24 protein-coding genes, 1 tRNA gene and 1 pseudogene are annotated in these 22,985 nt (G+C 66.0%); 12 read left to right on the top strand and 14 right to left on the bottom strand.

The window, feature by feature from the left end:
• A pseudogene (locus tag ACYQ3J_RS03400) lies at positions 1-333 on the bottom strand (arginine--tRNA ligase); the annotation flags it as partial.
• A 209-nt stretch (positions 334-542) separates the two neighbouring features.
• On the opposite strand from ACYQ3J_RS03400, the gene ACYQ3J_RS03395 reads away from it, so the two are divergent.
• On the top strand, positions 543-1,106 hold the full coding sequence (locus tag ACYQ3J_RS03395) for a hypothetical protein (RefSeq protein ID WP_460124490.1): 564 nt from the start codon (positions 543-545) through the stop codon (positions 1,104-1,106).
• 218 nt (positions 1,107-1,324) lie between these two features.
• Complete coding sequence (locus ACYQ3J_RS03390) at positions 1,325-1,762, top strand: MGMT family protein (protein WP_460124488.1); 438 nt, start codon at positions 1,325-1,327, stop codon at positions 1,760-1,762.
• Here the strand turns inward: ACYQ3J_RS03390 and ACYQ3J_RS03385 are convergent.
• On the bottom strand, positions 1,685-2,029 hold the full coding sequence (locus ACYQ3J_RS03385; protein ID WP_460124485.1) for a hypothetical protein: 345 nt from the start codon (positions 2,027-2,029) through the stop codon (positions 1,685-1,687). The two genes, ACYQ3J_RS03390 and ACYQ3J_RS03385, sit on opposite strands and share 78 nt — an antisense overlap.
• A 100-nt stretch (positions 2,030-2,129) precedes the next feature.
• On the opposite strand from ACYQ3J_RS03385, the gene ACYQ3J_RS03380 reads away from it, so the two are divergent.
• Entirely contained in the window at positions 2,130-3,338 is a 1,209-nt protein-coding gene (locus ACYQ3J_RS03380; RefSeq protein ID WP_460124483.1) for a radical SAM protein, read from the top strand.
• A gap of 48 nt (positions 3,339-3,386) precedes the next feature.
• On the opposite strand, the gene ACYQ3J_RS03375 is transcribed toward ACYQ3J_RS03380, so the two are convergent.
• The 7 genes from ACYQ3J_RS03375 to ACYQ3J_RS03345 form a co-directional block, all read right to left on the bottom strand.
• Positions 3,387-5,930 (bottom strand): sialidase family protein, encoded by a 2,544-nt coding sequence (locus tag ACYQ3J_RS03375; protein WP_460124480.1) that lies wholly within the window; start codon positions 5,928-5,930, stop codon positions 3,387-3,389.
• Between the two features lie 73 nt (positions 5,931-6,003).
• Positions 6,004-6,080, bottom strand: a tRNA-Ile gene (locus ACYQ3J_RS03370).
• Between the two features lie 255 nt (positions 6,081-6,335).
• Positions 6,336-6,896 carry an acetate uptake transporter gene (locus ACYQ3J_RS03365; protein WP_460124477.1) on the bottom strand — a complete coding sequence of 187 codons (561 nt, stop codon included), beginning with the start codon at positions 6,894-6,896 and terminating at the stop codon, positions 6,336-6,338.
• Between the two features lie 92 nt (positions 6,897-6,988).
• Complete coding sequence (acs, locus tag ACYQ3J_RS03360) at positions 6,989-8,989, bottom strand: acetate--CoA ligase (protein ID WP_460124659.1); 2,001 nt, start codon at positions 8,987-8,989, stop codon at positions 6,989-6,991.
• Positions 8,990-9,125: 136 nt separating this feature from the next.
• Entirely contained in the window at positions 9,126-10,154 is a 1,029-nt protein-coding gene (locus ACYQ3J_RS03355; RefSeq protein ID WP_460124656.1) for an NAD(P)/FAD-dependent oxidoreductase, read from the bottom strand.
• Entirely contained in the window at positions 10,117-10,314 is a 198-nt protein-coding gene (locus tag ACYQ3J_RS03350) for a hypothetical protein (RefSeq protein ID WP_460124662.1), read from the bottom strand. The genes ACYQ3J_RS03355 and ACYQ3J_RS03350 overlap by 38 nt, the downstream gene beginning before the upstream one ends.
• Positions 10,277-10,393, bottom strand: coding sequence for an FAD-dependent oxidoreductase (locus tag ACYQ3J_RS03345; protein WP_460124654.1), 117 nt, complete (start codon positions 10,391-10,393; stop codon positions 10,277-10,279). The genes ACYQ3J_RS03350 and ACYQ3J_RS03345 overlap by 38 nt, the downstream gene beginning before the upstream one ends.
• A gap of 136 nt (positions 10,394-10,529) precedes the next feature.
• Between ACYQ3J_RS03345 and ACYQ3J_RS03340 the strand changes: the two genes are divergently transcribed.
• A complete protein-coding gene (locus tag ACYQ3J_RS03340; RefSeq protein ID WP_460124474.1) occupies positions 10,530-10,913 on the top strand; it encodes a hypothetical protein in 384 nt (127 codons plus the stop codon).
• Between the two features lie 81 nt (positions 10,914-10,994).
• On the opposite strand, the gene ACYQ3J_RS03335 is transcribed toward ACYQ3J_RS03340, so the two are convergent.
• Positions 10,995-11,438, bottom strand: a complete 444-nt coding sequence (locus tag ACYQ3J_RS03335) for an OB-fold nucleic acid binding domain-containing protein (protein ID WP_460124471.1) — start codon at positions 11,436-11,438, stop codon at positions 10,995-10,997.
• A gap of 274 nt (positions 11,439-11,712) precedes the next feature.
• Here ACYQ3J_RS03335 and ACYQ3J_RS03330 point away from each other — a divergent pair, with 274 nt between their 5' ends.
• Genes ACYQ3J_RS03330 through ACYQ3J_RS03320 form a run of 3 tightly spaced genes read left to right on the top strand, consistent with a single transcriptional unit; the run spans position 11,713 to position 16,239 of the window.
• Positions 11,713-13,236, top strand: coding sequence for an ABC transporter substrate-binding protein (locus tag ACYQ3J_RS03330; RefSeq protein WP_460124651.1), 1,524 nt, complete (start codon positions 11,713-11,715; stop codon positions 13,234-13,236).
• 60 nt (positions 13,237-13,296) lie between these two features.
• Positions 13,297-15,117: an ABC transporter permease gene (locus ACYQ3J_RS03325; RefSeq protein WP_460124468.1), complete on the top strand. Its 1,821-nt coding sequence runs from the start codon at positions 13,297-13,299 to the stop codon at positions 15,115-15,117.
• Between the two features lie 24 nt (positions 15,118-15,141).
• The gene (locus tag ACYQ3J_RS03320; RefSeq protein ID WP_460124465.1) at positions 15,142-16,239 is read left to right on the top strand and encodes an ABC transporter ATP-binding protein; all 1,098 of its coding nucleotides are present in this window, start codon (positions 15,142-15,144) and stop codon (positions 16,237-16,239) included.
• A 3-nt stretch (positions 16,240-16,242) separates the two neighbouring features.
• Here ACYQ3J_RS03320 and ACYQ3J_RS03315 read toward each other — a convergent pair whose 3' ends face one another.
• Genes ACYQ3J_RS03315 through ACYQ3J_RS03300 form a run of 4 tightly spaced genes read right to left on the bottom strand, consistent with a single transcriptional unit; the run spans position 16,243 to position 19,901 of the window.
• Positions 16,243-16,986 (bottom strand): ABC transporter ATP-binding protein, encoded by a 744-nt coding sequence (locus ACYQ3J_RS03315; protein WP_460124462.1) that lies wholly within the window; start codon positions 16,984-16,986, stop codon positions 16,243-16,245.
• Positions 16,986-17,978 carry a FecCD family ABC transporter permease gene (locus tag ACYQ3J_RS03310; RefSeq protein ID WP_460124459.1) on the bottom strand — a complete coding sequence of 331 codons (993 nt, stop codon included), beginning with the start codon at positions 17,976-17,978 and terminating at the stop codon, positions 16,986-16,988. Before ACYQ3J_RS03310 ends, ACYQ3J_RS03315 begins: the two co-directional genes overlap by 1 nt.
• Before the next feature lie 21 nt (positions 17,979-17,999).
• The gene (locus ACYQ3J_RS03305; RefSeq protein ID WP_460124456.1) at positions 18,000-19,271 is read right to left on the bottom strand and encodes an ABC transporter substrate-binding protein; all 1,272 of its coding nucleotides are present in this window, start codon (positions 19,269-19,271) and stop codon (positions 18,000-18,002) included.
• Between the two features lie 51 nt (positions 19,272-19,322).
• Positions 19,323-19,901 carry a tRNA-wybutosine modification methyltransferase TYW3 gene (locus tag ACYQ3J_RS03300; protein WP_460124453.1) on the bottom strand — a complete coding sequence of 193 codons (579 nt, stop codon included), beginning with the start codon at positions 19,899-19,901 and terminating at the stop codon, positions 19,323-19,325.
• Between the two features lie 111 nt (positions 19,902-20,012).
• On the opposite strand from ACYQ3J_RS03300, the gene ACYQ3J_RS03295 reads away from it, so the two are divergent.
• The 5 genes from ACYQ3J_RS03295 (at position 20,013) to ACYQ3J_RS03275 (ending at position 22,943) form a co-directional block, all read left to right on the top strand.
• Complete coding sequence (locus ACYQ3J_RS03295; RefSeq protein WP_460124450.1) at positions 20,013-20,189, top strand: hypothetical protein; 177 nt, start codon at positions 20,013-20,015, stop codon at positions 20,187-20,189.
• A gap of 213 nt (positions 20,190-20,402) precedes the next feature.
• Complete coding sequence (locus tag ACYQ3J_RS03290) at positions 20,403-20,831, top strand: CBS domain-containing protein (RefSeq protein ID WP_460124447.1); 429 nt, start codon at positions 20,403-20,405, stop codon at positions 20,829-20,831.
• Between the two features lie 23 nt (positions 20,832-20,854).
• On the top strand, positions 20,855-21,676 hold the full coding sequence (locus ACYQ3J_RS03285) for a CBS domain-containing protein (RefSeq protein ID WP_460124444.1): 822 nt from the start codon (positions 20,855-20,857) through the stop codon (positions 21,674-21,676).
• A gap of 63 nt (positions 21,677-21,739) precedes the next feature.
• Positions 21,740-22,282 carry a Mut7-C RNAse domain-containing protein gene (locus tag ACYQ3J_RS03280; RefSeq protein ID WP_460124441.1) on the top strand — a complete coding sequence of 181 codons (543 nt, stop codon included), beginning with the start codon at positions 21,740-21,742 and terminating at the stop codon, positions 22,280-22,282.
• Positions 22,257-22,943, top strand: a complete 687-nt coding sequence (locus tag ACYQ3J_RS03275) for a TIGR00296 family protein (protein ID WP_460124438.1) — start codon at positions 22,257-22,259, stop codon at positions 22,941-22,943. The genes ACYQ3J_RS03280 and ACYQ3J_RS03275 overlap by 26 nt, the downstream gene beginning before the upstream one ends.
• Positions 22,944-22,985 lie beyond the last annotated feature (42 nt).

Genomic DNA, 22,985 nt, shown 5'->3' with positions numbered 1-22,985 from the left:
CCTCCAGCCCCCAGCGTAGAGCCTGGCCAGCTCCCCCGCGAGCCCACCCGCGTCGATCCTAACGTTCAGGTACCCACCGGCGAGCTCGACGCTGACCCACGCGAACCCGGCCCTCCCCAACCCGTCGCTGACCCTGGAGGCCACCGCCCCGGGGTCGACGCCTGCCCTCCGGGCGTAGCGCATGAGCGGGAAGCTCAGGTCCCCATACTCCTCCCTCGGCGGGGGCTGGATGAGCCTCCACACCTCAAGCCTTCCGGCGCCGGTCTCGCGGGAGAGCAGTCCAGCCAGCTCCTCCACGAGGGCCACGTAGGGGTCCAGCACGCCGCCAGCCACCAGCCGGCACACCCGCCACCCCCAGGGATCCCGGGGTGGCTAATAGCGACGCGGCCGTCGACACGGCGCCCGCGGAGGGAAGCGAAATGGGGTGAATGGAACATTGGAGGAATATGCTTTCAATTTTCAAATTTAAGGTATAATTGTATAATTTCAAAAATGCCTTAGCGGCGGAAAATGCCCCGAGCCGAGGTGTGGTGTGAGGCCGCGTGCAGGCCCCCACGCCTCGGGCGCGGCGGTCGAAGGGGCGGCTCCTACTCCTCGCCGCCCTCGCCGTTGCCGTAGCCTTACCGGTAGCCTTCCTGGCGGCCGGGGGGCTGGGCCTCGCGGGCTACGGCCGCGTGGTGTTCGTGATCAGCATCTACGACCCCCGGAGTGGCTGGGTTGGGCTGGTGAAGACCGTCCTGGGCCTGCCCTCGGTGCCCAGTGATGTAGTGGTCTACGCTCAAATCTACGCAATCACGCCGCCGGCCCCCGGCTACTCGTCGCCAATAGTGGAGGTCTACCGTGGAGCAGTCAACTGGGGCGTCTTGGACCTGAAGCCTGAGGGCGAGTTCGGGAGGATTGCCAGGGACTGGGTTGAGGCATTGAAGGCTATGGGCAGGGATCCCGCGCTGGAGGGCACGTCGGTCGAGCTCAACCTCTGGGTGGTAGACAAGGCCAGTGGAGAGGTGCTCCAGCGGGTGAGCCAGTTCTACCCCTACAACCCCTACAAGCTCCTCAACGGAGAGATGTACGTGTACAGGGTCAGGATACCGCTGGTGAGGCCCTAGCACGAGCCGTCCGTGCTCCAGTCCCCCTTCCCCTACCCTCTGTGCTCCGAGGAATGGGGTCTTGGTGGGCCCGCCGTAGGGGGGCCGAGCCCGCCTCATCCAGCCCCGTGGGACCCACGGGAGTGGGCGGGCCCTGCCCTCTACGCAGCTACCCTAGGGTGCGGCTGGGGTTTTCACTCTTACCCGGCTCCCGCCCCTCAGGGTGGAGGGTTCCAGGGTTGCCGCTGCTGAAGCTGGAGGGCGGCGCGGCGGGCCGCGCGGGGCTCCGCGACTACTACGAGGCGGTGTGGGCCCTCGTCAGCCTAGTGCCTCCGGGGCTTGTGACCACGTATGGCTCCATAGCCAGGCTGCTCGGGGTGAGCCCACGCCTCGTGGGTCGGGCGTTGAGGGCCAACCTTAACCCTATAGTGGTGCCGTGCCACAGGGTTGTGAGGAGCGACGGGAGCCTGGGGGGCTACAGCCTCGGGGGGCCGGGGGTGAAGAGGAGGCTCCTCGAGCTGGAGGGGGTGAGGTTCACTGTCGACGGGAGGGTGAGGAGGGAGCACGTGGTCGACGCCGCGAGCCTCCTGGGGGGCGGGCTAGGCTCCGATGTAGTCGAGGACCTCGGAGACGAGACGCTCCAGACCAGACTCGGGGACGTGCTTGAAGAGGGCTAGCAGCCTGCCCTCCCCGACCTCCACCGAGCCCCCCAGTCCCTCGAGGCCCTCAGCCTCCTCAGCGCCCCACTCGCCCTCGGCGGCGAGGGAGACCCTCAACTCCCCGCCTACCCTTGAGACGCTCAGCCTCGCACCGGGCTTCACGGCGACGAGCCTCTCCTCAACCACGAGGCCCCCCGTCAGCGTCGCGTAGCGCACCCTCTTAACGCTCGTCCTAAACCCCCTACCCTCAAGCACGACCCTAACCCTCTCAACCCACACACTCAAGCCGCCGGCACCCCCACATGGAAGGGGGAGGATCCCGGGGGCGTTTAGAGGGCTTACCCCCCGGCTGGAGGTCCCCCCTTCTCCCGGGGGTGGCGGATTGGTGGGTAGGTGCGCTGTCTGCGGCAGGGAGTCGAGGCTCGTCTCCTCCTGGCTGGGCGTCTGCGCGGAGTGCCTTAGGAGGAGGCCTGGGGAGGCGCTTGAGAGGGTTAGGAGGGTGAGGAGGCTCTGGAGGTCGAGGCTGGGCCTCCCCGGGGATCCCCCGAGGGCCGGCGGCTCGGGGGCTAGGTGCGCGCTCTGCGTGAACGAGTGCGTCATACCCGACGGTGGGGTGGGCTACTGTGGCGTGTGGAGGGCCCGCGGGGGTAGGCTTGAGCACGTGGCTGGCCCGGGGAGGATCCTGGGCTTCACCTACCTCGACCCCCTCCCGACGAACTGCGTCGCCACACCAGTCTGCCCGGCCGCCACGGGGAGGGGGTACCCGGAGTACACCGACACGGAGGGGCCGGAGTACGGGTACTACAACCTGGCGGTCTTCCTGGGGGGCTGCCCGCTCGACTGCGCGTTCTGCCAGAACTGGGAGCACAAGCTCATGGTCGCCAGGGCGCGGCCCCCGAGCCTTGAGGGCGTCCCCTCCACGGCCGTCCCCAGGAGGACGGTTATGACTGTTGAGGAGCTTGTGGAGGAGGCGCTGGACCCGAGGGTGAGGTGCGTCTGCTACTTCGGCGGGGACCCCACCCCCCAGGCTGGCATCCTTGTGGCTGCGTCTAGGAGGATCCTCAGGGAGGCTAGGAGGAGGGGGCAGGCGTTCAAGAGGATATGCTGGGAGACCGACGGCCTAGCCCACCCCAGGCTGATGAGGGAGATGGCCAGGGTGAGCTTGGAGAGCGGCGGGGTGGTGAAAATAGACTGGAAGGCGTGGACCCCCTCGATATACGAGGCCCTCACGGGTGTCGACGGCTGGAGGGCGGTGGAGAGGCTGAAGGCGAACACCAGGCTCGTGGCTGAGATGGGGAGGGAGCGGGGGGACCCGCCGCTCCTAGTCGTCAGCACGCTCCTCGTCCCGGGCTACGTCGGCCCCGGCGAGGTCTACAGGATAGCCAGTTACCTCGCCAGCATAGACCCGGGGATCCCCATGGTGCTCCTGGCATTCCACCCGGACCACAGGATGCCGGACCTCCCAACCACGAGCGTGGACCACGCTGAGAAGGCGCTCGAGGCCGCGAGGAGAGCGGGCCTCCGGGAGGTGTACCTGGGCAACGAGTGGCTCCTCAAGCCCAGCTACAAGGTGGAGCCCTGGTGGGGCGAGTAGGCCTCGAAATAGGGGAGGGGAAAGAGGGGCCCCGGCGAGGCCGGGGGCTCAGGGCCTCCGCCGGGCTGCTAGGGCTAGGAGTGCGAGCGCGGCCACGACTAGGGCTAGGGTTGCAGCTGACAGCGCCTGGGCCCTGTAGGCCAGCGCCCTGGCCTCGTCTAGCTTGGAGTTTACCCCCTCAATCCCATCAATTACATCCCCGAGCGTCGACTGGACCCCTGACAGCGTGTCCTCCAGCTTCGTGATCTTGGAGTCGAGCTTTGAGACCTTCGAGTCGAGGGATCCCAGAGCGGCCGCCGCCTCACTCTGCCTCGACTCGAGCGCCTTCTGGGCTTCCCTGATCTCCGCGACCCTCTCCCCGAGCGTGGTGATGTTCCCCTCGAGCACTGTGAGCCTGCCGGCGAGCCCTGCGAGCTGCTTCCTGAGCTCCTCCTGCCCCCCTGCGAGCCCCGCGATCGCCGCCGAGGCGTTCTCGACGCTCTCCATTAGGACCTCCACTCTGCCCTTGACTTCCGCCAGGCCCTGGAGGGCGGAGTCCAGGGCCCCCTCGACGCTGTCGAGCCTGGCCTGGATGCTTGAAACGTTCTCCTCAACGACCTCGAGCCCCCTGGCTATGTAGTCCACCACCCTGAGCTTGAAGGTGGCGTAGGCGGCGTAGCTGGCTGCGCCGACAAATGCCACCTCATACTCCCCCTCGGCGAGCGCCGGCACGAAGAGGTTCACCACCGCCCTGCCATCGGAGTCGGTCACCGCGAACTCTGCAGTGTAGTTGTTCACCATCACTGCGAAGAGGGCCTCCCTAGGGAGGCCTGAGGCCTCGAGCCTCACCCACGCCCCCCTGCCGGCTGGCAGCTTCTCCGGGGTGGCGTTGACCACGGGCCTCGGCCTAGAGCCGAGGCGGGCGGTGAAGATGTCGGTGCTCGAGATTGCGAGCCCGAAGAGTGGGGTGTCGAGGACGGGGTAGAAGCTTCTCCTCGTATCAGTCCAGACCACGTGGACGTTCTCCGGCGTGACGGCTAGGTTTATGTAGTCCCCCACGAAGCCGGCCGTGAACGCGGGGCTTGTGTAGTCGGTGACCCTAACGTTCCCCGTGAACGAGCCGTTCACGTAGCGGTCGTAGTAGATGTCGAAGCCCGCCCTGCCCGGCGCTAGCCTGGTGTCAGCCCACGCTATGTGGGCCGAGCCGTCCGGGCCCGCCTCCACCCACGGGAGGAACTGGGCGTTGCAGGCCCCCTCCGGGTCGGTGTTCACCCTAACCGGCCTGCCCCACGTCCTGCCCCAGTCCCTGCTGACGGCTAGGTAGATGTCTGCCGGGTCGCAGCCCGGCCCGTCGGGGTCGGCGGCGTAGGCTATATACACGGACCCGTCGGGCGCCACGGCTATGGATGGGAACATGGACGACCACCACCTGAACGCTGGGAACTCCGCGACGCCTGCTCCAATGGTGTAGTAGTAGCCAAGCTCGCCCGGCAGCACGGCGGCCACGACGGGCCTGCTCCAGGTCTTGCCCCCGTTGTCGGAGCGTGTCACCATCACCGCGGCTGAGCCGTTGAGCCACCCGTCATCCAGGGCGTCGTAGTAGGCTATGAATATCGTGCCGTTGTGGGCTATAGCAGGGTAGGAGCCCTGCACTATCCTAGGCGCCTCCTCCCACGGGCCGTACGTGAGCGTGGGGCTAACCGGGAAGGGGCCTATCCACGTCCTCCCACCGTCGTGGGAGACCACGGCCTTGATCGTGACTCTCCCGACGTACTCGTGGGCGGTGTAGTTGTAGCCCTCCACGAACTCCGTGTAGCTTATCACGATCATGACTCCGCCCGTGAAGGGCGACCTGCCCACCGCTATGTACTCCTTGTCCAGGAGCAGCGTGTCGGGTATCAAGCCCTCCTTGACTAGGTCAGTCACGTTAATGTAGTCCGGCGTGACGGCCGGCCTGAACTCCCACGTCCTCCCCCCATCCCTGGAGACGCCGAGCATTATGGTGCTCTGGAGCGCCCGGGACTCGTTGAATGGGGGCGGCAGGGGCCTGTAGCCCACTGAGAGGTAGGCTAGGTAGAACGCGCCGTCGGGGCCAGCGTCCAGGGCTGGGTCGCCTAGCAGCCAGTCATTCTCGGGGTCGTAGGCCTCCGCCAGGATGGGCCCCTGCCACGAGTCGCCCCCGTCGAGCGAGTAGTACACCCCCACCGTGACCCTCAAGCTGCCCTGCCCGTAGCCCAGCTCCTGGTGGGCTGCGGCCACTAGGTTGCTGGGATCGAGGGGGTTAGCTGCTATAGTGGGCTCGTCCTCGTAGGTTCCCTGGTAATCCCTGGAGACCCTCACGTTGGCGGTGAAAGGCGACTCCAGCCAGCCGGAAGAGCCGCCGCCCAGAGCGGCGGGGTTGAAGTAGGACGGCCGAGGCTCCGGGAGGCGCCACGGAGTCTCGAAGCCCAGGACCCTGGCCACCACGCCTGAATAGAACCAGCCGGGCGGCCTCACCCATGCAGGCCCTTCAACCCCCTCCGGAGAATGGCCAGCGTGGACAGCCAGGCCCGGCAGGGTTAGGAGTGCTAGGACAGCCAGCGCGGCGAGGCTTCGCCCTTGAAAAGCCGGCAATACACACACCCCTCACGCCGGGGACGCAACCGTGTACCAAGCGTTAACCTAGCATAAAACTGTAACGGGGGAATGGTGGGCCCGGGGGGATTCGAACCCCCGACCTCCCGGTTATCAGCCGGGCGCTCTACCAGGCTGAGCTACGGGCCCCCACGCCCCGGCTTCACGTCACCCAGGGGGACTCTCCATCCCCGGGGGAATTATTAACTCTTGAGGCCCGGCAGCCCCGGGGCGGCGAGGCCCCCTGGAGTGAGCCTATTCCCACCCGGGCGGGTTTAAAGGCGCTCCCGCCTCCATGTTGGGGGGAGGAGCTAGACGCTGATGTAGGGGTTAGGCTGGGAAAAATTGCGACCCAGAAAATGGGGAAGCCGGGGCGGGCCAGTCGCCGAGCCCCTTCGGGGGAGGCTAGGCTGGCAGGACTGTTCTGCCAGCGGTGGTGTTGACCACTATGGCCGCTGAGGTGTAGATGGCTGATAGCCCGGTGAGGACTCCCCAGGCTCCGGCGAAGTGTAGTAGCCCCTCGCTCCCGCTGAAGTTGGCGGCCGCCAGCAGGAAGAACAGTATGGTTAGCAGTGCTAGGACTACTGTCACGGCCCTTGCTTGGAGGTTGGCGGCTCCAATGGTTAGGTAGAGCGTGAATAATCCCCAGAGGAGCATCCACACGCCCAGCTCGGCGGCTGAGGCTTCGAACACTCCTAGGTTCTCTAGCGTCACGAGGAGGGCTAGGCCTAGCCAGAATAGCCCGTATGACGTGAACGCCGTGCCTCCGAACATGTTGTTCCTTCTAAACTCTATGATGCCGGCTATGACTTGAGCCAGCCCGCCGTACATGTAGCCGTAGGCGAACGTCAACCCCGCCGTCGCTAGTAGGCCCATGTTGTGGAGGCTTAGGGCTACCGTGGTTAGCCCGAAGCCCGCCAACCCCAGGGCTGCAGGGTCGCCCCAGGAGACCCTCTCCTCCGCCAAGACCCCACACCCCCACGCCCTAACCCATACTCGTGCATAGTTTACCCGTTTTTAAATTAAATTATGCTAAAAAAGAATAAAGTTGGGGAGGGCTACTCTTCCTCCTCCCCTTCCTCCTCTTCCCTGATCTTCTCGAGGGCCTTCGCCAGCTCCTCGACGGCGGCGGGCTCCTCGAGGGTGCTCGTGTCGCCTATGGGCTTGCCCTCTAGGAGGGCCTTCTTGATCCTCCTCATTATCTTGCCGCTCCTGGTCTTGGGTAGCTTGCTCACGAAGACTATCATCGCGGGCACGGCGATGGGGCCGATCACCCTCCTCACGGTCTCCTTCAGCTCCTTCTCCAGCTCCTCGCTGGGCTCGTAGCCCTTCTTCAGGACCACCGCCGCGACAGGCACCTGGCCCTTGACGGGGTCGGGCATGCCGACGACCGCGGCCTCGCTCACGGCGGGATGGGTGAGCAGGGCGTTCTCGATCTCGATGGTGCCGAGCCTGTGGCCGGCGACGTTTATGACCTCGTCCGCCCTGCCGAGTAGCCAGAAGTACCCGTCCTCATCCTTCATCGCGAAGTCCGCCGGGTAGTAGATCCAGATGCCCTTCTCGGGCTTGCTGAACCTGGACCAGTAGGTCTTGATGTACCTCTCCGGGTCGCCCCAGAGGCCTAGCAGCATGCCGGGCCACGGCTCCTTGATCACGATGAGGCCCTTCTCCCCGGGCTTCGCCGGGGTGCCGTCGGGCCGGAGCACGTCAGCCACTATGCCGGGCAGCGGGAGGGTGGCGCTGCCGGGCTTGAGGGGTACAAGGCTGATGCCGGGCGCCGGGCTTATCACCGCAGCGCCGGTTTCGGTCTGCCACCAGGTGTCGACGATGGGCGCCCTCCCGCCGCCGACCTTCTTGAAGTACCACCTCCACACCTCGGGGTTTATCGGCTCGCCGACGCTGCCGAGGAGCCTCAGGCTTGAGAGGTCGTGCTTCTCCACCCACTCGTCGCCGAACTTTCTCAGCATCCTGAGCAGGGTCGGGCTCGTGTAGAGGATTGTGACGCCGTACTTCTCGATAATGGACCAGACCCTGTCGGGCTGCGGGTAGTCGGGGGCGCCCTCGTACATTATCTGGCTCACTCCGTGCATGAGGGGGCCGTAGACTATGTAGGTGTGGCCGGTTATCCACCCGATGTCGGCGGCGCACCAGTACAGGTCGCCGGGCCTGGGGTCCCAGTTCCACTTGAACACGTTGTACACGTAGACCTGGTAGCCGGCGGCGCCGTGCATTATGCCCTTAGGCTTGCCGGTGGTGCCGCTGCTGTAGAGTATGAACATGACGTCGTCGTGCTTCCTGGGCACGGGCTTCACGTAGGCCTTCACCGGGGCCTCGTTAATGAGGTCGTGGTACCAGACGTCCCTCTTCTCGCTCCAGGGTATGTCGACCCCCATCCTCCTGACGACTATGACCTTCTCCACCTCGACGCCCCGCTCCCTGGCGAGGGCGACGGCCTGGTCGGCGGCCTCCTTCAGAACAATCTTCTTGCCCCGCCTGTAGAAGGCGTCAGCGGTGATGAGCACCTTAGCCCCGGCGTCGACTATCCTGTCGGCCAGGGCCTCCGCGCTGAAGCCGGAGAAGACGACGCTGTGGATCGCCCCCAGCCTGGTCACGGCGAGCATCGAGATGGGCAGCTCGGGTATCATGGGCAGGTAGATTGCGACCCTGTCGCCCTCCTTGACGCCGATGAACTCCCGGAGTGCCCAAGCGAACCTGTTGACCTCCCTGTACAGCTCCCTGTAGGTGATCACCCTGGTGTCGCCGGGCTCGCCCTCCCAGTAGTAGGCCACCTTATCGAAAACCTCGGTGCCAACCCACCTGTCCAGCGCGTTCAAGTTAATGTTCGTCTTGCTGCCGACGAACCACCTGAAGAATGGGGGGTTTGACCTGTCCAGCACCTGGTCCCAGGTCCTGTACCACTGCAGCTCCCTAGCCCTCTCGTCCCAGAACTTCTCAATGTCCTCAATGCTTTTCTGGTAATATTCAAGGTACGCCTCCTTGGAGAGGTCATAATACTCCTCGAATGGCAGGTGCCCGGCCTCCTGAGCCACCAGACTCACCACCGCTCTGTCAATAGTATTAAGTTACAAGGGGTTAAAAAATGTTACTCTTTTTACCGGTACTATTTTCACCTAATTTTATATTAGAATCCCGTATAGGGGTCTGCGGTTGGAGCGTGAACGGGCCGCTGGCGGGCTAGATGACGAGTCTTTCCTCCTCGACCCGGCGGCCCTCGATGCCGAGCCACTTCACGGGCATCGACCCGCCGCCGTGGAGCTCGGCCTCCTCGAAGCCCAGGACGAGGCTCGCAGCGGCCCGGCCTACCGCGTCGGCCTTCATTATGCCGCTCCCGCTCGTCCCGGCCACGATGACTAGGCCGCTCTCGTAGGGCTCGTAGACGACTGGCTGGCCGTCGAAGCTCACGTCGTAGTGGCCGGCCCAGGCGGCGTGGGGGTAGGCGTCCTGGAACTGCGGGAAGTAGAGGCTCAGCACGGGGAGCACTGAGAGGGCGTAGAACTCCCCCTCCGGCCTCGGGAGGTCCTCCAGCTTGAACGGCCTCCCCAAGTCGTCGCTAACGCCTACCCAGAAGGATCCCTCGCCCGGCTCGGGCCTGAGGTAGACGCCCCTCGGGAGTATAGTCATCGGGGGCACGTCGTACTCGTTGAGCCCCCTGGCCCTGAGGATCCCCGCCCTCCCCCCATCCGCCCTAACGACGAAGACCTGCCTCTTCTTCGGCTTGCTGTAGCTGTCGACCCCGGCCGGGTTGAGGAGCATGGGGCTCCAGGCGCCGAGGGCGGCGATCACCTTCCTCCTCGCCTTAACCTCTCGGTCTCCCTCGACGCGGACCCCGGCGACCCTCGCATCCTGCCATGCTAAGGGCTCCCCCTCCACCCCGAGGGGCCTCCTAGGCTCGACGATGAACCCCTCAATCCTAGTGTTGAAGGAGAACTCCACGCCCATCGACGTGAGCTTCCCGTAGTAGTACTCCACCAGCCTCTCCGGATCCATCATCCCCGCCTCCTCGACGAGCACGGCGTCAACTATGTCCCCGAGCCCGGCGAGCTCGGCCTCCTCCAGCCCCGCGACGGCCGGCCTCAGCCCCATGCGCTCCTCGAGGAGGCCAAGGTCGACGTGCCTGAAGGGGAGGCCCATCCGCTCCGCCAGCCTGAGCCCCGGCTTGGCTCGCTCAAGCCCAGCCTCGTCGAGGAGGAAGAGGTAGCCCACCCTCCTCAAGCCGGAGGTTGTGGCCCTCCACCTCCTGGATGCGGATATAGAACGCAACGCTGCTCCCGGCGAGGAGCATGTTGAGCGTGCTGGTGAAGAAGACCCGGAACGCCACCGCGCTCCTACCCGTATCCCCGCCCCCGGCGAGGGCTCCTTTCAACGACGAGAACTCTGGCCCCCGGGTTGAGCCTCTTCAAGTGAAAGGCCGTGGCTAACCCTACAATCCCCGCCCCCGCCACGATGTAGTCGAACAAAGCCGCCGGGCACCTCGGTGTATTAGTTGTGTTGAGGCATAATAATACCGAATCGAGCCGAGCCCTTGAGGGTTAAGCCCGCTCCCCCCGGTGCTAGCGCTTTACTGGCTGGTGGGGCTCGTTGCCGGGCTTCAGCCGTGAGGACTGCGTGCTCGCTAGGGCGGCTAGGATGATCGTGGAGGGGAGGACGGAGGAGGCTATAGAGGGGCTCTCACGCTTCTACGAAGTCCTCCCCCCGAGGGTCAAGGTGGGGTTGCCGAGGAGGTGCAGGAACGCCCTGGGCTGCTATACGCCCCAAGACCAGACCATATACCTTAGGAGCAGTAGGGAGTACCGGGACCCCTTCATAGTCCTCCACGAGTTCTACCACCACCTCAGGTGGCGGCTGGGATCCCACCGGGGCACGGAGAGGCACGCCGACGAGTTCGCTGCCAGGGCAGTCATAGCGATGGCCGAGGGGGCCTGCTCTACGGGGGGCGACGGTAGCGAGCAGGGTGGCGAGTAGGAAGCCCGGGCTAGGCCCGGCGGGGTGGGCAAAAACCGTGGGTGGAACGGGAATGAGCCGGGGAGGCACAGCGGCCCCGTTCTAGAAGCTCCTCCTGCCCGTCCTGGGCCTGAAGCTGTAGAAGGAGCCGTAGCCGCTCTGCCTGCGCTGCGTCCTCGACGGCGGCCTCGACTGGGCCTTGGGGCGGTTCTCCGGGACCTCCTCCGCGGGCGCGACCTCCTCGTCTGTAAGCCTCTCGATTTCCCCGCGGTTCCCGACGTTCAGCTGGACCTCGCCCCTGTAGCTGCTCGTCCAGCCTCCCCTGATCTCAACTGCCTCGCCCTGCTTGAGCGTGCCTGCGTGGCGGCCCCAGAGGGTGAGCTTCACCCTCCCAGTCTCGTCCCCAACCGTGGCCTCGCTTATCCTGCGTGGGCCGCGGCGGGTGTTAACTACCTTCTCCTCTCCCACGTCGAGGACCCGGACGCGGACCGAGACGTTATCCATACCCTCCTTCAGGTCCGAGACCTTTACACTCCTCTCCTCCAAACCTGCTCACGCACGCACACGCACTTCGGAGAGGCCAGGATGGGAGGAGAGCCCCAGGCCCGGGGACTCAACCCGCCAGCCTGGCCTCCGGCAGCTAACGGCTGGCTCGCAGGCCTATTAAAGCTAACCACGCCCCTGGGGGATGCTGGCGTTTAAGCCTTGCAATCGGCCCAGCGAGGCCTTGCAGTTTTTACTTAGCTTCCTATGACCAGTCTAGTATAGGTGTTTGTCCATGCCTTGTGGCCGGCCTTGTGGCCGCTTGATTGCCGCGGTTGTGTTGGCTGTGATAGTCCTGGCAGGCTTGGCCCTCATCCTCGGAGGCGGCGGCGCTGGCGGGGCAGCTGAGACCACGACTACCACAACAGCGCCGGCCACGGGTACGAAGACCGTCACCACGACCGCTACCCCAACCGCTACTACCCCAGCCACCACTACTACGACCACTGCGGCTGGCGGCGCCACCACTACGCAGCAGGCTGGCGGCGTGACCCTCTACGTGCTAACCAGGCACCCGGGCGACATTCTCCTCAAGGCTAGGGATGAGTTTCTGAAGAGCGACGTGGCCAAGCGGTACGGGGTCACTAAGATAGTGTTTATCCAGCTCAACCCGGCCAGCTGGGTGCCTATAATCAAGAACAGGGCGGGGACCGAGCAGGCTATAGACGTGGCGTGGGGCGGCGGGCCGACGCTGTTCGACGAGCTGTACCTCAACGGCCTCCTAGCCCCCCTCGACGGGCTCGAGGACGTGCTCTCCCAGATACCCGACACGTTCGCCGGGGCCCCGATGAAGAGGGTGGGCGAGGACGGCAAGGTCTACTGGGTAGCAGCAGCGATCTCGAGCTTCGGCTTCACAGTGAACCGCGACATGCTCAACCTCTACGGCCTCCCCGAGCCCAAGAGCTGGCGGGACCTTGCGAGCCCCGAGTTCGGCAAGCCCCTCATAGACTTCGGCCAGCCGGCGGTCGGGATAGCGGACCCAACGTCCTCCACCAGCAATACTAGGATGTACGAGATCATCCTGGAGAGGTACGGCTGGGAGGAGGGCTGGAAGGTGCTCACCGGCATGGCGGCTAACAGCATAATCTACCCGGGGAGCGGTGACGTGAGGGACGCAGTGATCAGGGGCGACATAGCGGTCGGGATAACCATCGACTTCTACGGGTACACCGCCCAGATTCAGAACCCGGCATGCAAGTACATACTCCCCGAGGGGGAGAGCATAGTCAACGGCGACCCCATAGCGCTCGTCGCGACGAGCAGGCACCCCGAGGCCGCCAAGGCCTTCATAGCATGGGTGCTCACCGAGGGCCAGAAGATCTGGCTCGACAAGAGCATCAACAGGCTCCCCGCGAACCCGGCGGTGTTCGACACCCCGGAGGGGAGGGAGAGGCAGGACCTAAAGCAGGTCTACGACTACCTCTCCAAGGCCACCACGTTCCAGTTCAACGACACGCTCGCCCTAAGCTTCGAGGAGGCGATGAGGAGGTACTTCAAGGCGGTGCTGATAAACCAGCACGCCAAGCTGGTGCAGGTCTGGACCCAGCTCCTCAAGCTCTACTACTCGGGCGCCATAGACGAGGCGACGTTCGACAAGTACTGGAGCATGCTGGCGGCGCCGCTGACCTACAAGGACCCCCTGACCGGGGAGCAGCGCACCTTCACACTCGACGACGCCGTGAGGGTTAACAAGATATTCTGGGAGAACAGGCAGGTCATAAGCGAGTACGAGAACGCCTGGAGCCAGGCGGCGGAGCAGAGGTTCGACTCGGTGCTCAGGGAGCTCCAGGGCATGGGCTAAAGCCTTCTGGGAAGCCGCGTCCGCGTGGAGGGGGCGCGCCCCGCTGGTGAGGTGCCCGGCGTGGCTAGAGCTAGGCGTGGCTTGAGGCTCAGGCTAGCGCGCCAGCTGGACTCCGCCCTCGCTTCGATGCTGGTGTTCACGCTCGCGTTTTTCACCCTCTTCCTCCTCGCCCCCCTGGCCGCGGTCGTCTTCAAGCCCCTGGCGGGGTCGGGGTATTCGTTCCTCGACCTCTTCAGGGACCCGTCGATGGTTAGGCTCCGCAACGTGGAGCCCTCGCCCTTCTTCGTCGCCAGGACCGCCGGGTACCTGGTAGTCAACGTCAAGGGCCCCCGGTATGGCGTCATAGTGAATAGCCTGGTCATAGCTTCAGCCGTGACCGCGCTGGCGACCCTCGCGGGGGTCGTGGTGGCGTTCACCCTGGCCCGCTACGAGTTCAGGGGGAGGACGCTCCTCAGGATCCTCGCCCTAGTGCCGATGCTCTACACCCCGTTCATAAACGCCTACGTGGTGAGCAAGGTGTTCAGGCTCAACGGCCTCATCAGCTACGCCCTGAACGAGCTGGGGTTCAAGGTTAAGCTGAACATAGGCGGCATGGCCGGGGTGATCCTGGCGCAGACCATGATGTTCTGGCCGATAGTATACCTGAACACCTACGCCAGCATGGTGCAGGTGGACCCGAGCCTCGAGGAGCAGGCCGAGAACCTCGGGGCGAGGGGGTTCACGCTCTTCCGCAAGGTCACGCTCCCCCTGAGCCTCCCCGGCATAGCGGCGGGGGCGGCGCTTGTGTTCGTGTTCAGCCTCGAGGACCTCGCCGCCCCCCTGGCATTCAACTTCTACGACGTGGTGTCTTACAGGGTCTTCAACGGCGTCAGGTCCGCCCCCAGCGGCGAGGTGCTCCCCGAAACCGGGGCGCTCGCCCTGCTCCTCCTCCTGCTCGCGATGGCCGCCTTCCTGGGGATAAGGAGGTACGTCACCCTCAGGCAGTACGCCATGCTCAGCAGGGGGGGCGCCTGGAGGCCGAGGGTGAGGAGGCTCGGCTGGAGGGGCCGCCTCGCAGTCTACCTCCTCATCCTCCCGTGGATACTCTTCAGCGCGACGCCGCAGATAGGCACCGTGGTCTACACGTTCTCCGAGAGGTGGATAGGCCCGCTGCCGGAGGGGGTGACCCTGGAGCACGTCGCCCACGCTCTAAGCGACGACATCGTCCTCACCGGGCTCAGGAACAGCCTCACCTACGCCGCGGCAGCCCTCACGGTCATCCTCGCCCTGGGCTTTTCGAGCGCCTACCTGGTCGCCCGCCTCAGGCTCCCGGGGCTGTCGCTCCTCGACGCGCTCGCCACGAGCCCGATAGCCGTGCCGGGCCTAGCGCTGGCGACGGGCTACCTCCTCTTCTTCTCCAGCGGGCCCTTCAGGGAGGGGGCGCTGGCCAGGGTGTTCAACCCCTTCTACGCCGGCCCCGCGCTCCTCTTCATCCTAGCCTACACGGTGAGGAAGAGCCCCTTCACCACCCGAGCGGTCTTCGCCGGCCTCCAGCAGACCCACGAGGCCCTCGAGGAGGCGGCCTTCAACCTGGGGGCTGGGAGGTGGACTGTGCTCCGTAGGATAGTGGCCCCCCTCATCTCCCTGAACATCCTATCCGGCCTCCTCGTGAGCCTCGCGTACATACTCACCGAGGTGAGCGTGAGCGTGACGCTGGGGGGCATAAGGGAGGGCCAGCAGCCCCTCACCTACGTGATGTACGACTACCTCTACGGCAAGGTCTCGGTGGAGGGCCCCCACCTAGTCGCCTCGATGGCCCTCCTCCTCATGACGGTGCAGCTGGCGGTGGTTGCAGTGGTGACCCTTGTGTTCAAGCAGAGGTACGCCTTCATAGGGCTCTAGCCAAGCCCCGGGGGGTGGTGGGTGTTGGTTGAGATCCAGCTAAGGGGCGTGACGAAGAGGTTCGGGAGGACGGTCGCTGTGGACCACGTCGACCTCACGATACCCAGGGGGTCGATATTCACCCTCCTCGGCCCCAGCGGCTGCGGGAAGACGACGACGCTCAGGATAATCGCCGGCCTCGAGTACCCCGACGAGGGCTCGGTGCTCTTCGAAGGCGAGGACGTTACGTGGAAGAAGCCGTACGAGAGGAACACTGCGATGGTGTTCCAGAACTACGCCCTCTGGCCCCACATGACGGTCTACGAGAACGTCGCCTTCGGTCTGAGGGTGAGGGGGCTCCCGCGCAGCGAGGTCGACAGGAGGGTGAGGCAGGCGCTCAGCCTCGTGGGCCTAGAGGGGTTGGAGGACAGGTACCCGAGCCAGCTGAGCGGCGGGCAGCAGCAGAGGGTCGCCCTAGCCAGGGCGCTCGTGGTCGAGCCCAGAGTCCTCCTCCTCGACGAGCCCCTGAGCAACCTGGACGCCAAGCTCAGGCTGAGGATGAGGGAGGAGATAGTGAGGCTCCAGAGGAGGCTCGGCATCACAACGGTCTACGTGACGCACGACCAGGAGGAGGCGATGAGCCTGAGCGACTACATAGCGGTCATGAACAGGGGCAGGGTGCTCCAGGTCGGAACCCCAAGGGAGGTCTACTCCAACCCGGTCAACCTCTTCGTGGCAACGTTCATAGGGAGGTCGACCCACTTGAAGGGGAGAGTGGTGGGGGAGGAGGGCGGCTACGTCGTCGTGGACGCCGGCGGGGTCAGGGTGAGGGCCAGGATGGCGCCCGGGAGGAGGCTCGGGAGGGGGGAGCACGCGGTGGTCGTCATGAGGCCGGAGGACTTCACGCTGGAGCCGGAGAGTCCCGGGGACAACGTGTTCGAGGGCGTGGTCGAGGTGGCAATGTTCCTGGGAAGCCACGTCCAGGTGACCCTCAGGCTCCCCGGGGGGCAGGCCGTCAAGCCCTACCTGGACCCGGACGAGGACGTGAAGCCGGGGCAGCGGCTAAGGGTCTATATAAGCCCCGGGAGCGCCATAGCATACCCCCACCCAGGCTGGGAGGACGAGGAGGCGCTGCTCGACTAGCCTTCAGGCGCCTCTTTCCCCGTAAACCGGGGGGATGAGTGGGAGCAGGATTCTCCCCCATGGGGTCTCCACGGCTTGGAGCCTGGCCCCGTAGGCCTCCTCGAGCAGGCGCTGGTCGAGCGCCTCGCCCGGGGGGCCCGAGGCGATCACCCTGCCGTCCCTCACCACCGCCACCCTGTCGGCGATGAAGGGGACTAGGTGCAGCTCGTGCACCGCCACCACGGCGACGCCGCCGCGCCGGGCGTGCGCGACGAGCTCGCCGGCTATCAGGGCCTGGTGCTTCACGTCGAGGAAGGCTAGGGGCTCGTCGACCAGCAGGAGGGGGCGGCGCTGCCCCAGCGCCCGGGCTAGGTCCACGAGCCTCCTCTGCCCGCTGCTCAGCTCCCCCACCCTCCTATCCAGGATCCCGGAGAGCCAGGGGGGCGCCTCCCGGACCCCCGCGGCTTCGAGGACCTCCGAGACCCTCGCCCAGGGGTCGAGCTGGGGCGCCGCCGGGGCGTAGGCTGCAAGCCTCTCCCCGGGGAGCCTCCCGCCCGCCCTGGCCTTGTAGCCGCAGGCCTCCGCCTCCCCCGCCCTGATGGCCAGGATCCCGGCGAGCACCCTGAGGAGCGTCGTCTTCCCCGAAGCGTTCGGGCCCACGAGGACCAGCACCTCGCCCTGGCCGGCCTCGAGGTCGACGGGGCCGAGGGTGAAGCCCGGGTAGCCGGCCTCGACCCCGCGGAGCCTCACGCCGCCGGGGCACTCCATCAGCCCCACCCTTCCCCCCGGAGGTGTGTGAGCACGTACACGGTGGCCGGGATCCCTGCGAGGGTGGTGAGCGCGGTGAGCGGCGGCTCCCCCGGCCCCAGGAGGCGGGCGGCCGCGTCGGCCGCCACGAGCACGGCCGCCCCAGCCATGGCGCTGGCGGGGAGGAGGCGGGTGAAGACCGAGCCCACGAGGGCCCTGGCGAGCCAGGCCCCCGCGAGGCCGATGAAGCCCACGGGCCCCGCTATCGCGACGCTCGAGGCGGTCGCTAGCCCCGCGGCGGCGACTACCTCGAGCCTCAGCCTTGCGACGTTGACTCCCATGCTCTCGGCGACCTCCTCGCCGAGGAGAAGCTTGGAGACCCTGCCGGCCCTCAAGGCTAGGACACCGAGGCCGGCCAGGATCCCGGGGGAGTAGTCCCGCAGCACGCTGGGGGTCGTGTAGGCCAGCGTGCCGTAGAGCCAGGAGAGGGCGCGCCCGGCCTCGGGCCCCATCCTGTAGAGGAGGATCACCCCCAAGCTCCACGCGGCGTAGCCCACGACGACCCCGGCTATTATAAGGGAGAGCCTCCCGCCCCCCGCCGCCGCGGCGAGGGCGAAGGCGACGCCCAGCGCGGCGAGGCCGCCGAGGAACGCGACGAGCTGGACGGCCGCGGGGCTCGCCAGGCCGAGGCTCGAGGCGAGTATGAGCGCGAGCGCCGCCCCGCTCGAGATGCCCAGGATGTAGGGGTCGGCGAGGGGGTTCCTGAGCACGAACTGGAGCCCCGCGCCCCCCGCCGAGAGCGCCGCCCCCACGAGCGCCGCGGCCACGGTCCTGGAGAGCCTCAGCTCCACCACCGCCCTCACGCCAGCGGGGAGCCCGCGGCCCGCGAGGTAGTCGAGCACCTCATCCAGCCCGACGCCGGGGTAGCTGCCTATCGAGACGCTGGCCGCGCACGCCGCGAGGAGCGCCGCGGTGAGGAGTGCGAGAAAGAGGGCGGGCCGGCCCCGATGCATCTAGGCGCACCCTCGGCGGGGCTAGGGTGGGGTGAAGCTCTCCGGCGTCACGTCATGCGGGATTGCGTCGGGGCTCAACCCGAAGGCCTCGGGGTAGGCTAGGACGGCTATGAGGCGGACGCCCAGGGCCACCCTCGGGCCCGGCCTGTTGAGGACGTCCTCGTAGCTTCCGTGGACCACGTAGACCCTGCCCTCCCTCACGGCGGTGATGTTGTAGACAGCGTCACCGAGCACGCTCTTAAGGTAGTCCATGAGCGTGGTGTAGTTGAAGCTGCCGTGGCCACCCGTGGCTATGATGACGTCGGGGTCCGCGGCTAGGAGCTCCTCCGGCGACACCGTGATCCAGCCGCTGGTCTCGTTGAACGGGTTCACGCCCCCGGCTAGCATTATCAAGTCGTTCTGGAAGGTGCCGGAGCCGGTGGTCCATATGGGGTTGATCCAGCTGATCAGGGCGACGCTCCTCGCCTCAATCCCCTCCCTGGCCTTGTACTCCTCAACAGTCATGTAGACGCTGCGGATCCCGTCCTCAACCTGCGCCGCGAGCTGCGATGCCTCGAGCCTGTGGCCCGTGAGTATTCCAACCGTGACTATGGACTCCAGGATGTCCTCGAGGCTCTTATCTGGCAGCAGCACGACGGGGATCCCGTAGCGTGAGAGTGCCTCCTTCACTTGGAGGTGCGGCTTCGCGCTCGCGACACCTATGACGAGGTCGGGGTTGAGCGCCAGGATCCTCTCCAGGCTCGGGTTCCAGAAGCCCCCGATGACCGCTATGGAGCCGTTCTCCACCGCCTCCAAGACCTCGGGCGGGTAGTTGCTGTACTCGTCAACCCCCACCACCTGCCCCCCGGCCCCGACGGCGAAGAGTATCTCGGTGACGCTGGGGGCCAGGCTCACGATCCTCTCGGGCCTCCTGTAGAGCGTGACCTGGTCCCCGGTGGCGTCCGTCACGGTTACGGGGTAGTAGAGCTGCTCCTCCAGCTCGGATAGCCTCTCCTCGATGCTTGAGATCCTGCCCTCGAGCTGGGAGAGCGCCGCGGAGAGGTTCTCCGAGGCGGCCCCCTGGCTCTCAACAGCCCTCTCCAGGCTCTCCAAGCTCTTCCCCAGGCTCCTCAGCGCGTCCCTCACGTCGCCGAGCGCCTTCACAACGTCCGTGGTGGTGTTCTCCAGCGCCGACTGCCCCTCCTCCACCTTGGAGAGCCTGCCGGCGAGGCTCGCCGCGTAGGCCAGGCCCGCAGCCGCTACGACGAGCGCGATCACGGCGGCTGCAGCTAGGATGGCGGCCGCTCTCTCCAACCCAAAGAACACCCCGGCTGGCTGGACACCCTGTCCAGCCGGTTTTAAGGGTTACCCTCCTCCCCCGTTGACGCCCTCGAGGCACTCGAGGAGCGAGTAGATACGGGGCTTCAGCCTCGCGAGAGCCTCGCACAGGCTCAGGAGGGCCCCGCACTCGGCGGGGAGGAGGACGTGGAGCTTGTCCCTCCCCGCCGCCTCGACCACCGGCCACCCCCCGCGGCTCCACCACATGCCCGCCCTGGCGAAGCCGCTCCGCCAGGCGCACTCCAGCACCCTCCCCGCTACCTCGAGGCTCCTCGCGTGGACCTGGAGTATCGGCGGCTGCAGGCTAACCCACGCCAGCACGCCGGGGAGCGCCGCCGCCTCTGCCTCAGCCGCGGCGCCGCAGACGCCCCTGCGGCACTCGGCGGGGTCGTGGGTGACCCACAGCATCCCAGCCCCCCTCTTGTCGAAGAGGTCCCTCCCGATGAACACTGCAACCCTGCCACTGCAACTGCTCGACGTGAAGAGGAGGGATCCCGCCCTGTTCACCCTGAAGAGCAGCTCCTCAATATCACCGTCAACCAGCCCGGCTGCGGAGTGCTCCTCCAGCCTCTCCAGCGCCCGACTCCTAGCCTCGATCCACTCCACGCCCGGGAACCCATAGTATTACGAGCCGCGAATCCCGGAAACCCTTAAATTCCCCAACCGTCAAGTAATCACACAGGCCCAGAGGAAGACCTAAAGGGGCGGTGGAAAATGATGCTCCAGCCATACATCAAAGCCGAGGAAGAGGAGGAGTGGGAGGAGGAAGAGGAGCTAGAAGACGAGGAGCTAGAAGAGTGGGAGGAGGAGGAAGAGGAAGAAGAGTGGGAAGAAGAGGAGGAGTGGGAGGAGCTAGAGGAGGAAGAGGAGGAGTGGGAGGAAGAGGAGGAATAGAGCTATACCACGCCAACACCTAGCCGCAGCTCTCCCACGTCCCCGGCCTCCCCGGCCCTTCCCCGGGGGGTTCTCTCGCCCGCTCTGCTGGAGGAGGATTCGTGGCTCCCTTCTAGGCTTCTGAGCCGCCTGGCTCCAGCTCTTCGAGTTTTAATCTCGACCCAGCTCCTTCAGCCCCTCCCCGGGGCCTGCCTCGGTGGAGGTGGAGTATGGTTGTCCACCCAGGAGTTAGTCGTCGCCGATATCATGTCTTCGGGCGTTGTCAGCACTACGCCTGACGCGACCGTTTACGAAGCGGCTAGGCTTATGAAGGAGAAGAACGTTGGGAGCCTCGTAGTGCTCGACGGGCAGGGGAACCTTGTTGGCATAATCACTGTGAGCGATATCGTCTTCAGGGTCGTGGCTGAGGGTCTTGACCCTGCGAAGACCAAGGTGGGGGATGTTATGAGTAAGAACCCGTACTACGTCCTCGACAACGAGCCTGCTGAGAGGGCGGTTGAGATAATGGGCTCGGCGGGCGTCGGCCACCTGCCGGTGCTCGACCATGTAACTTTTAAGGTTGTGGGGGTCGTGTCTAAGAGGGACATCCTTAGGGAGGCGCCCCACCTCCTAGGCCGCCTCTCCTCGGCTCTCAAAGTCTAGAGCGTCTCGGGGGTGATGGTGGAGTGGCTGGCTGCGGGATTTCGTGTTTGAAGGCTTCCAGCGTTATGGGCTCGGACGTCCCGGCTGTGGATAAGGGCGTGAGCCTCGGCCACGTGCTCCGGTTGATGGATAAGGCTAAGGTTGACAGGGCCGTCTTGGTGAATAACGGCGTGGTTCGCGGGATCCTGACGCTTAGGGACGTGATGTCTAAGCTGGCGCTGGAGAGGACGAGGACCAGTGTGCCGTCGGCCCTCCACGCCTCGAGCTTCGCCAGCGAGCCCGCCGTGACGGTTGGCCCCGAGGATACCCTGGCCCGCGTGGCTGGGTTGATGGTTGAGGGGGGCTTCACCAGCGTCCCGGTAGTCAGCGGTGACGGGAAGCTCCTCGGCGTCATCGCCCGGAAGCAGCTGGCTAAGGTGGCCTCGGAGTCGCCCGCCCTGAGCGACGTCAGTGTTAGGGACTACATGCGCACCCCGCCCGTCTCCGTGAACCTCCAGACGAGGATACTGCACGTGAGACAGCTCCTCCTAGAGTACGACCTGAGCGTGGTGCCGGTCATCGAGGAGGGCAGGTTCGTAGGAGTTATAGGCGTGGACGAGGTTACGAGGATGATCCTTGAGTACTACGAGATCGAAACCAAGACACGGCTGCCGCTGGAGCGCGCGGTGGTCGCCGACGCAGTGAAGCTGAGGCCCCCCAGGCTGACGCCCGAGTCCCGCATGGCGGAGGCCGCCTACAGGATTCTAGAGTCAGGCTACAGGGCGGCGGTGGTCCTGGACAAGGAGAGAGTTGTGGGGATAGTCACGGGGCTCGAGCTGGCTAAGGCCATAGCAAGCCAGGCCTAAGACTAAAGGCCCCTCGCCCTCTAATTGTTTCCACCGCCGCAGTCCTGGGGAGTAGTGGCAGCAATGCCAGGCAGGGAGCCGGCGAGGTTCGTGGTAGACGCCATGCTCGGCGACGTGGCCAGGTGGCTCAGGCTGCTCGGCTACGACACCCTCTACTCCAGGGCGATGAAGGACTGGAAGCTTGTCTCCACCGCGGAGGAGACTGGGAGGATCCTCGTCACGAGGGATAGGGGCCTCTACTGGAGGGCGAGGAAGAGGGGGCTCAGGGCTGTCTACGTTGAGGGCGACTCCACCGCGGAGAGGCTGGCCGAGCTCGCCGCGAGGGCCGGCGTCAGGCTGGACCCTGACCCCTCGAGGAGCAGGTGCCCCGAGTGCAACGGGGTCCTCAAGCCGGTGAGGGACAAGGAGAAGCTCAGGGGCCGAGTCCCCCCGGGGGCGCTGGAGGCCTACGACGTCTTCTACGTGTGCACGAGGTGCGGCCGAGTCTACTGGGAGGGGAGCCACTGGAGGAACATCAGGCGGGTCGCCGACGAGGCTAAAGCCTTGGCGGAGCGCATTAGGGAAGCTAGGGGTGGCAGCGTTGCCCGCCGGGGCGCCGAGCGGTAGGCCCGTGGACCCCGACGAGGTGACGGATGAGGTCGGCGAGTACCTCGTCAGGCTGGCAAGGAGGAGCGTGGAGCACTACCTAAAGACCGGGCGCAGGCTCGAGGCGCCGGGCGACGTCCCCGAGCTCGCCAGGCGGCCGGGCGCCGCTTTCGTCACGATCGAGGCCTACCATGGCCCCGACGAGAGGGAGCTGAGGGGCTGCATAGGCTACACAGAGCCCGTGAAGCCCCTCGTTGACACGGTTATTGACGCCGCGCTGGCGGCCGCGTTCGAGGACCCCAGGTTCCCCCCGCTCTCCCCCTCGGAGCTGGACACCGTCACGTTCGAGGTCACAGTGCTCTCGAGGCTCGAGGAGGCCCCCAGGAGCCCCGAGGGCAGGCTCTCATTCACCCTCGTCGGCAGGGACGGCCTGGTCGTGGAGAGGGGGGTCTACAAAGGCCTCCTCCTCCCCCAGGTCCCCGTCGAGTACGGGTGGGACGAGGAGACGTTCCTATCCGAGACCTGCATCAAGGCCGGCCTCTGGCCCGACTGCTGGCTCGACCCCGAGACTAGGGTCTACCGCTTCAGGGCGGCCTCCTGGAGGGAGGCGGAGCCCCGCGGCCGGGTCGAGAGGAGGGACCTCCGGAGGGAGCTCGAGGCGCTCATCGGAGGCTCCGGCTGACCGCCAAATAAAAACCCCGCGAGGCTCAGGGCTTCGAGGAGA

The organism is Stetteria hydrogenophila, assembly GCF_054657575.1.
The sequence above is the reverse complement of the archived record's forward strand: the minus strand, read 5'-3'. Positions and strand labels throughout refer to the sequence as shown.

Bases quoted from the DNA above. Each gene is read 5' to 3' on its own strand.
- ACYQ3J_RS03315 (WP_460124462.1), bottom strand. From the start codon at position 16,986: ATGGAGTGCCCCGGCGGCGTGAGGCTCCGCGGGGTCGAGGCCGGCTAC.
- ACYQ3J_RS03280 (WP_460124441.1), top strand. From the start codon at position 21,740: ATGCCAGGCAGGGAGCCGGCGAGGTTCGTGGTAGACGCCATGCTCGGC.
- ACYQ3J_RS03310 (WP_460124459.1), bottom strand. From the start codon at position 17,978: ATGCATCGGGGCCGGCCCGCCCTCTTTCTCGCACTCCTCACCGCGGCG.
- ACYQ3J_RS03295 (WP_460124450.1), top strand. From the start codon at position 20,013: ATGCTCCAGCCATACATCAAAGCCGAGGAAGAGGAGGAGTGGGAGGAG.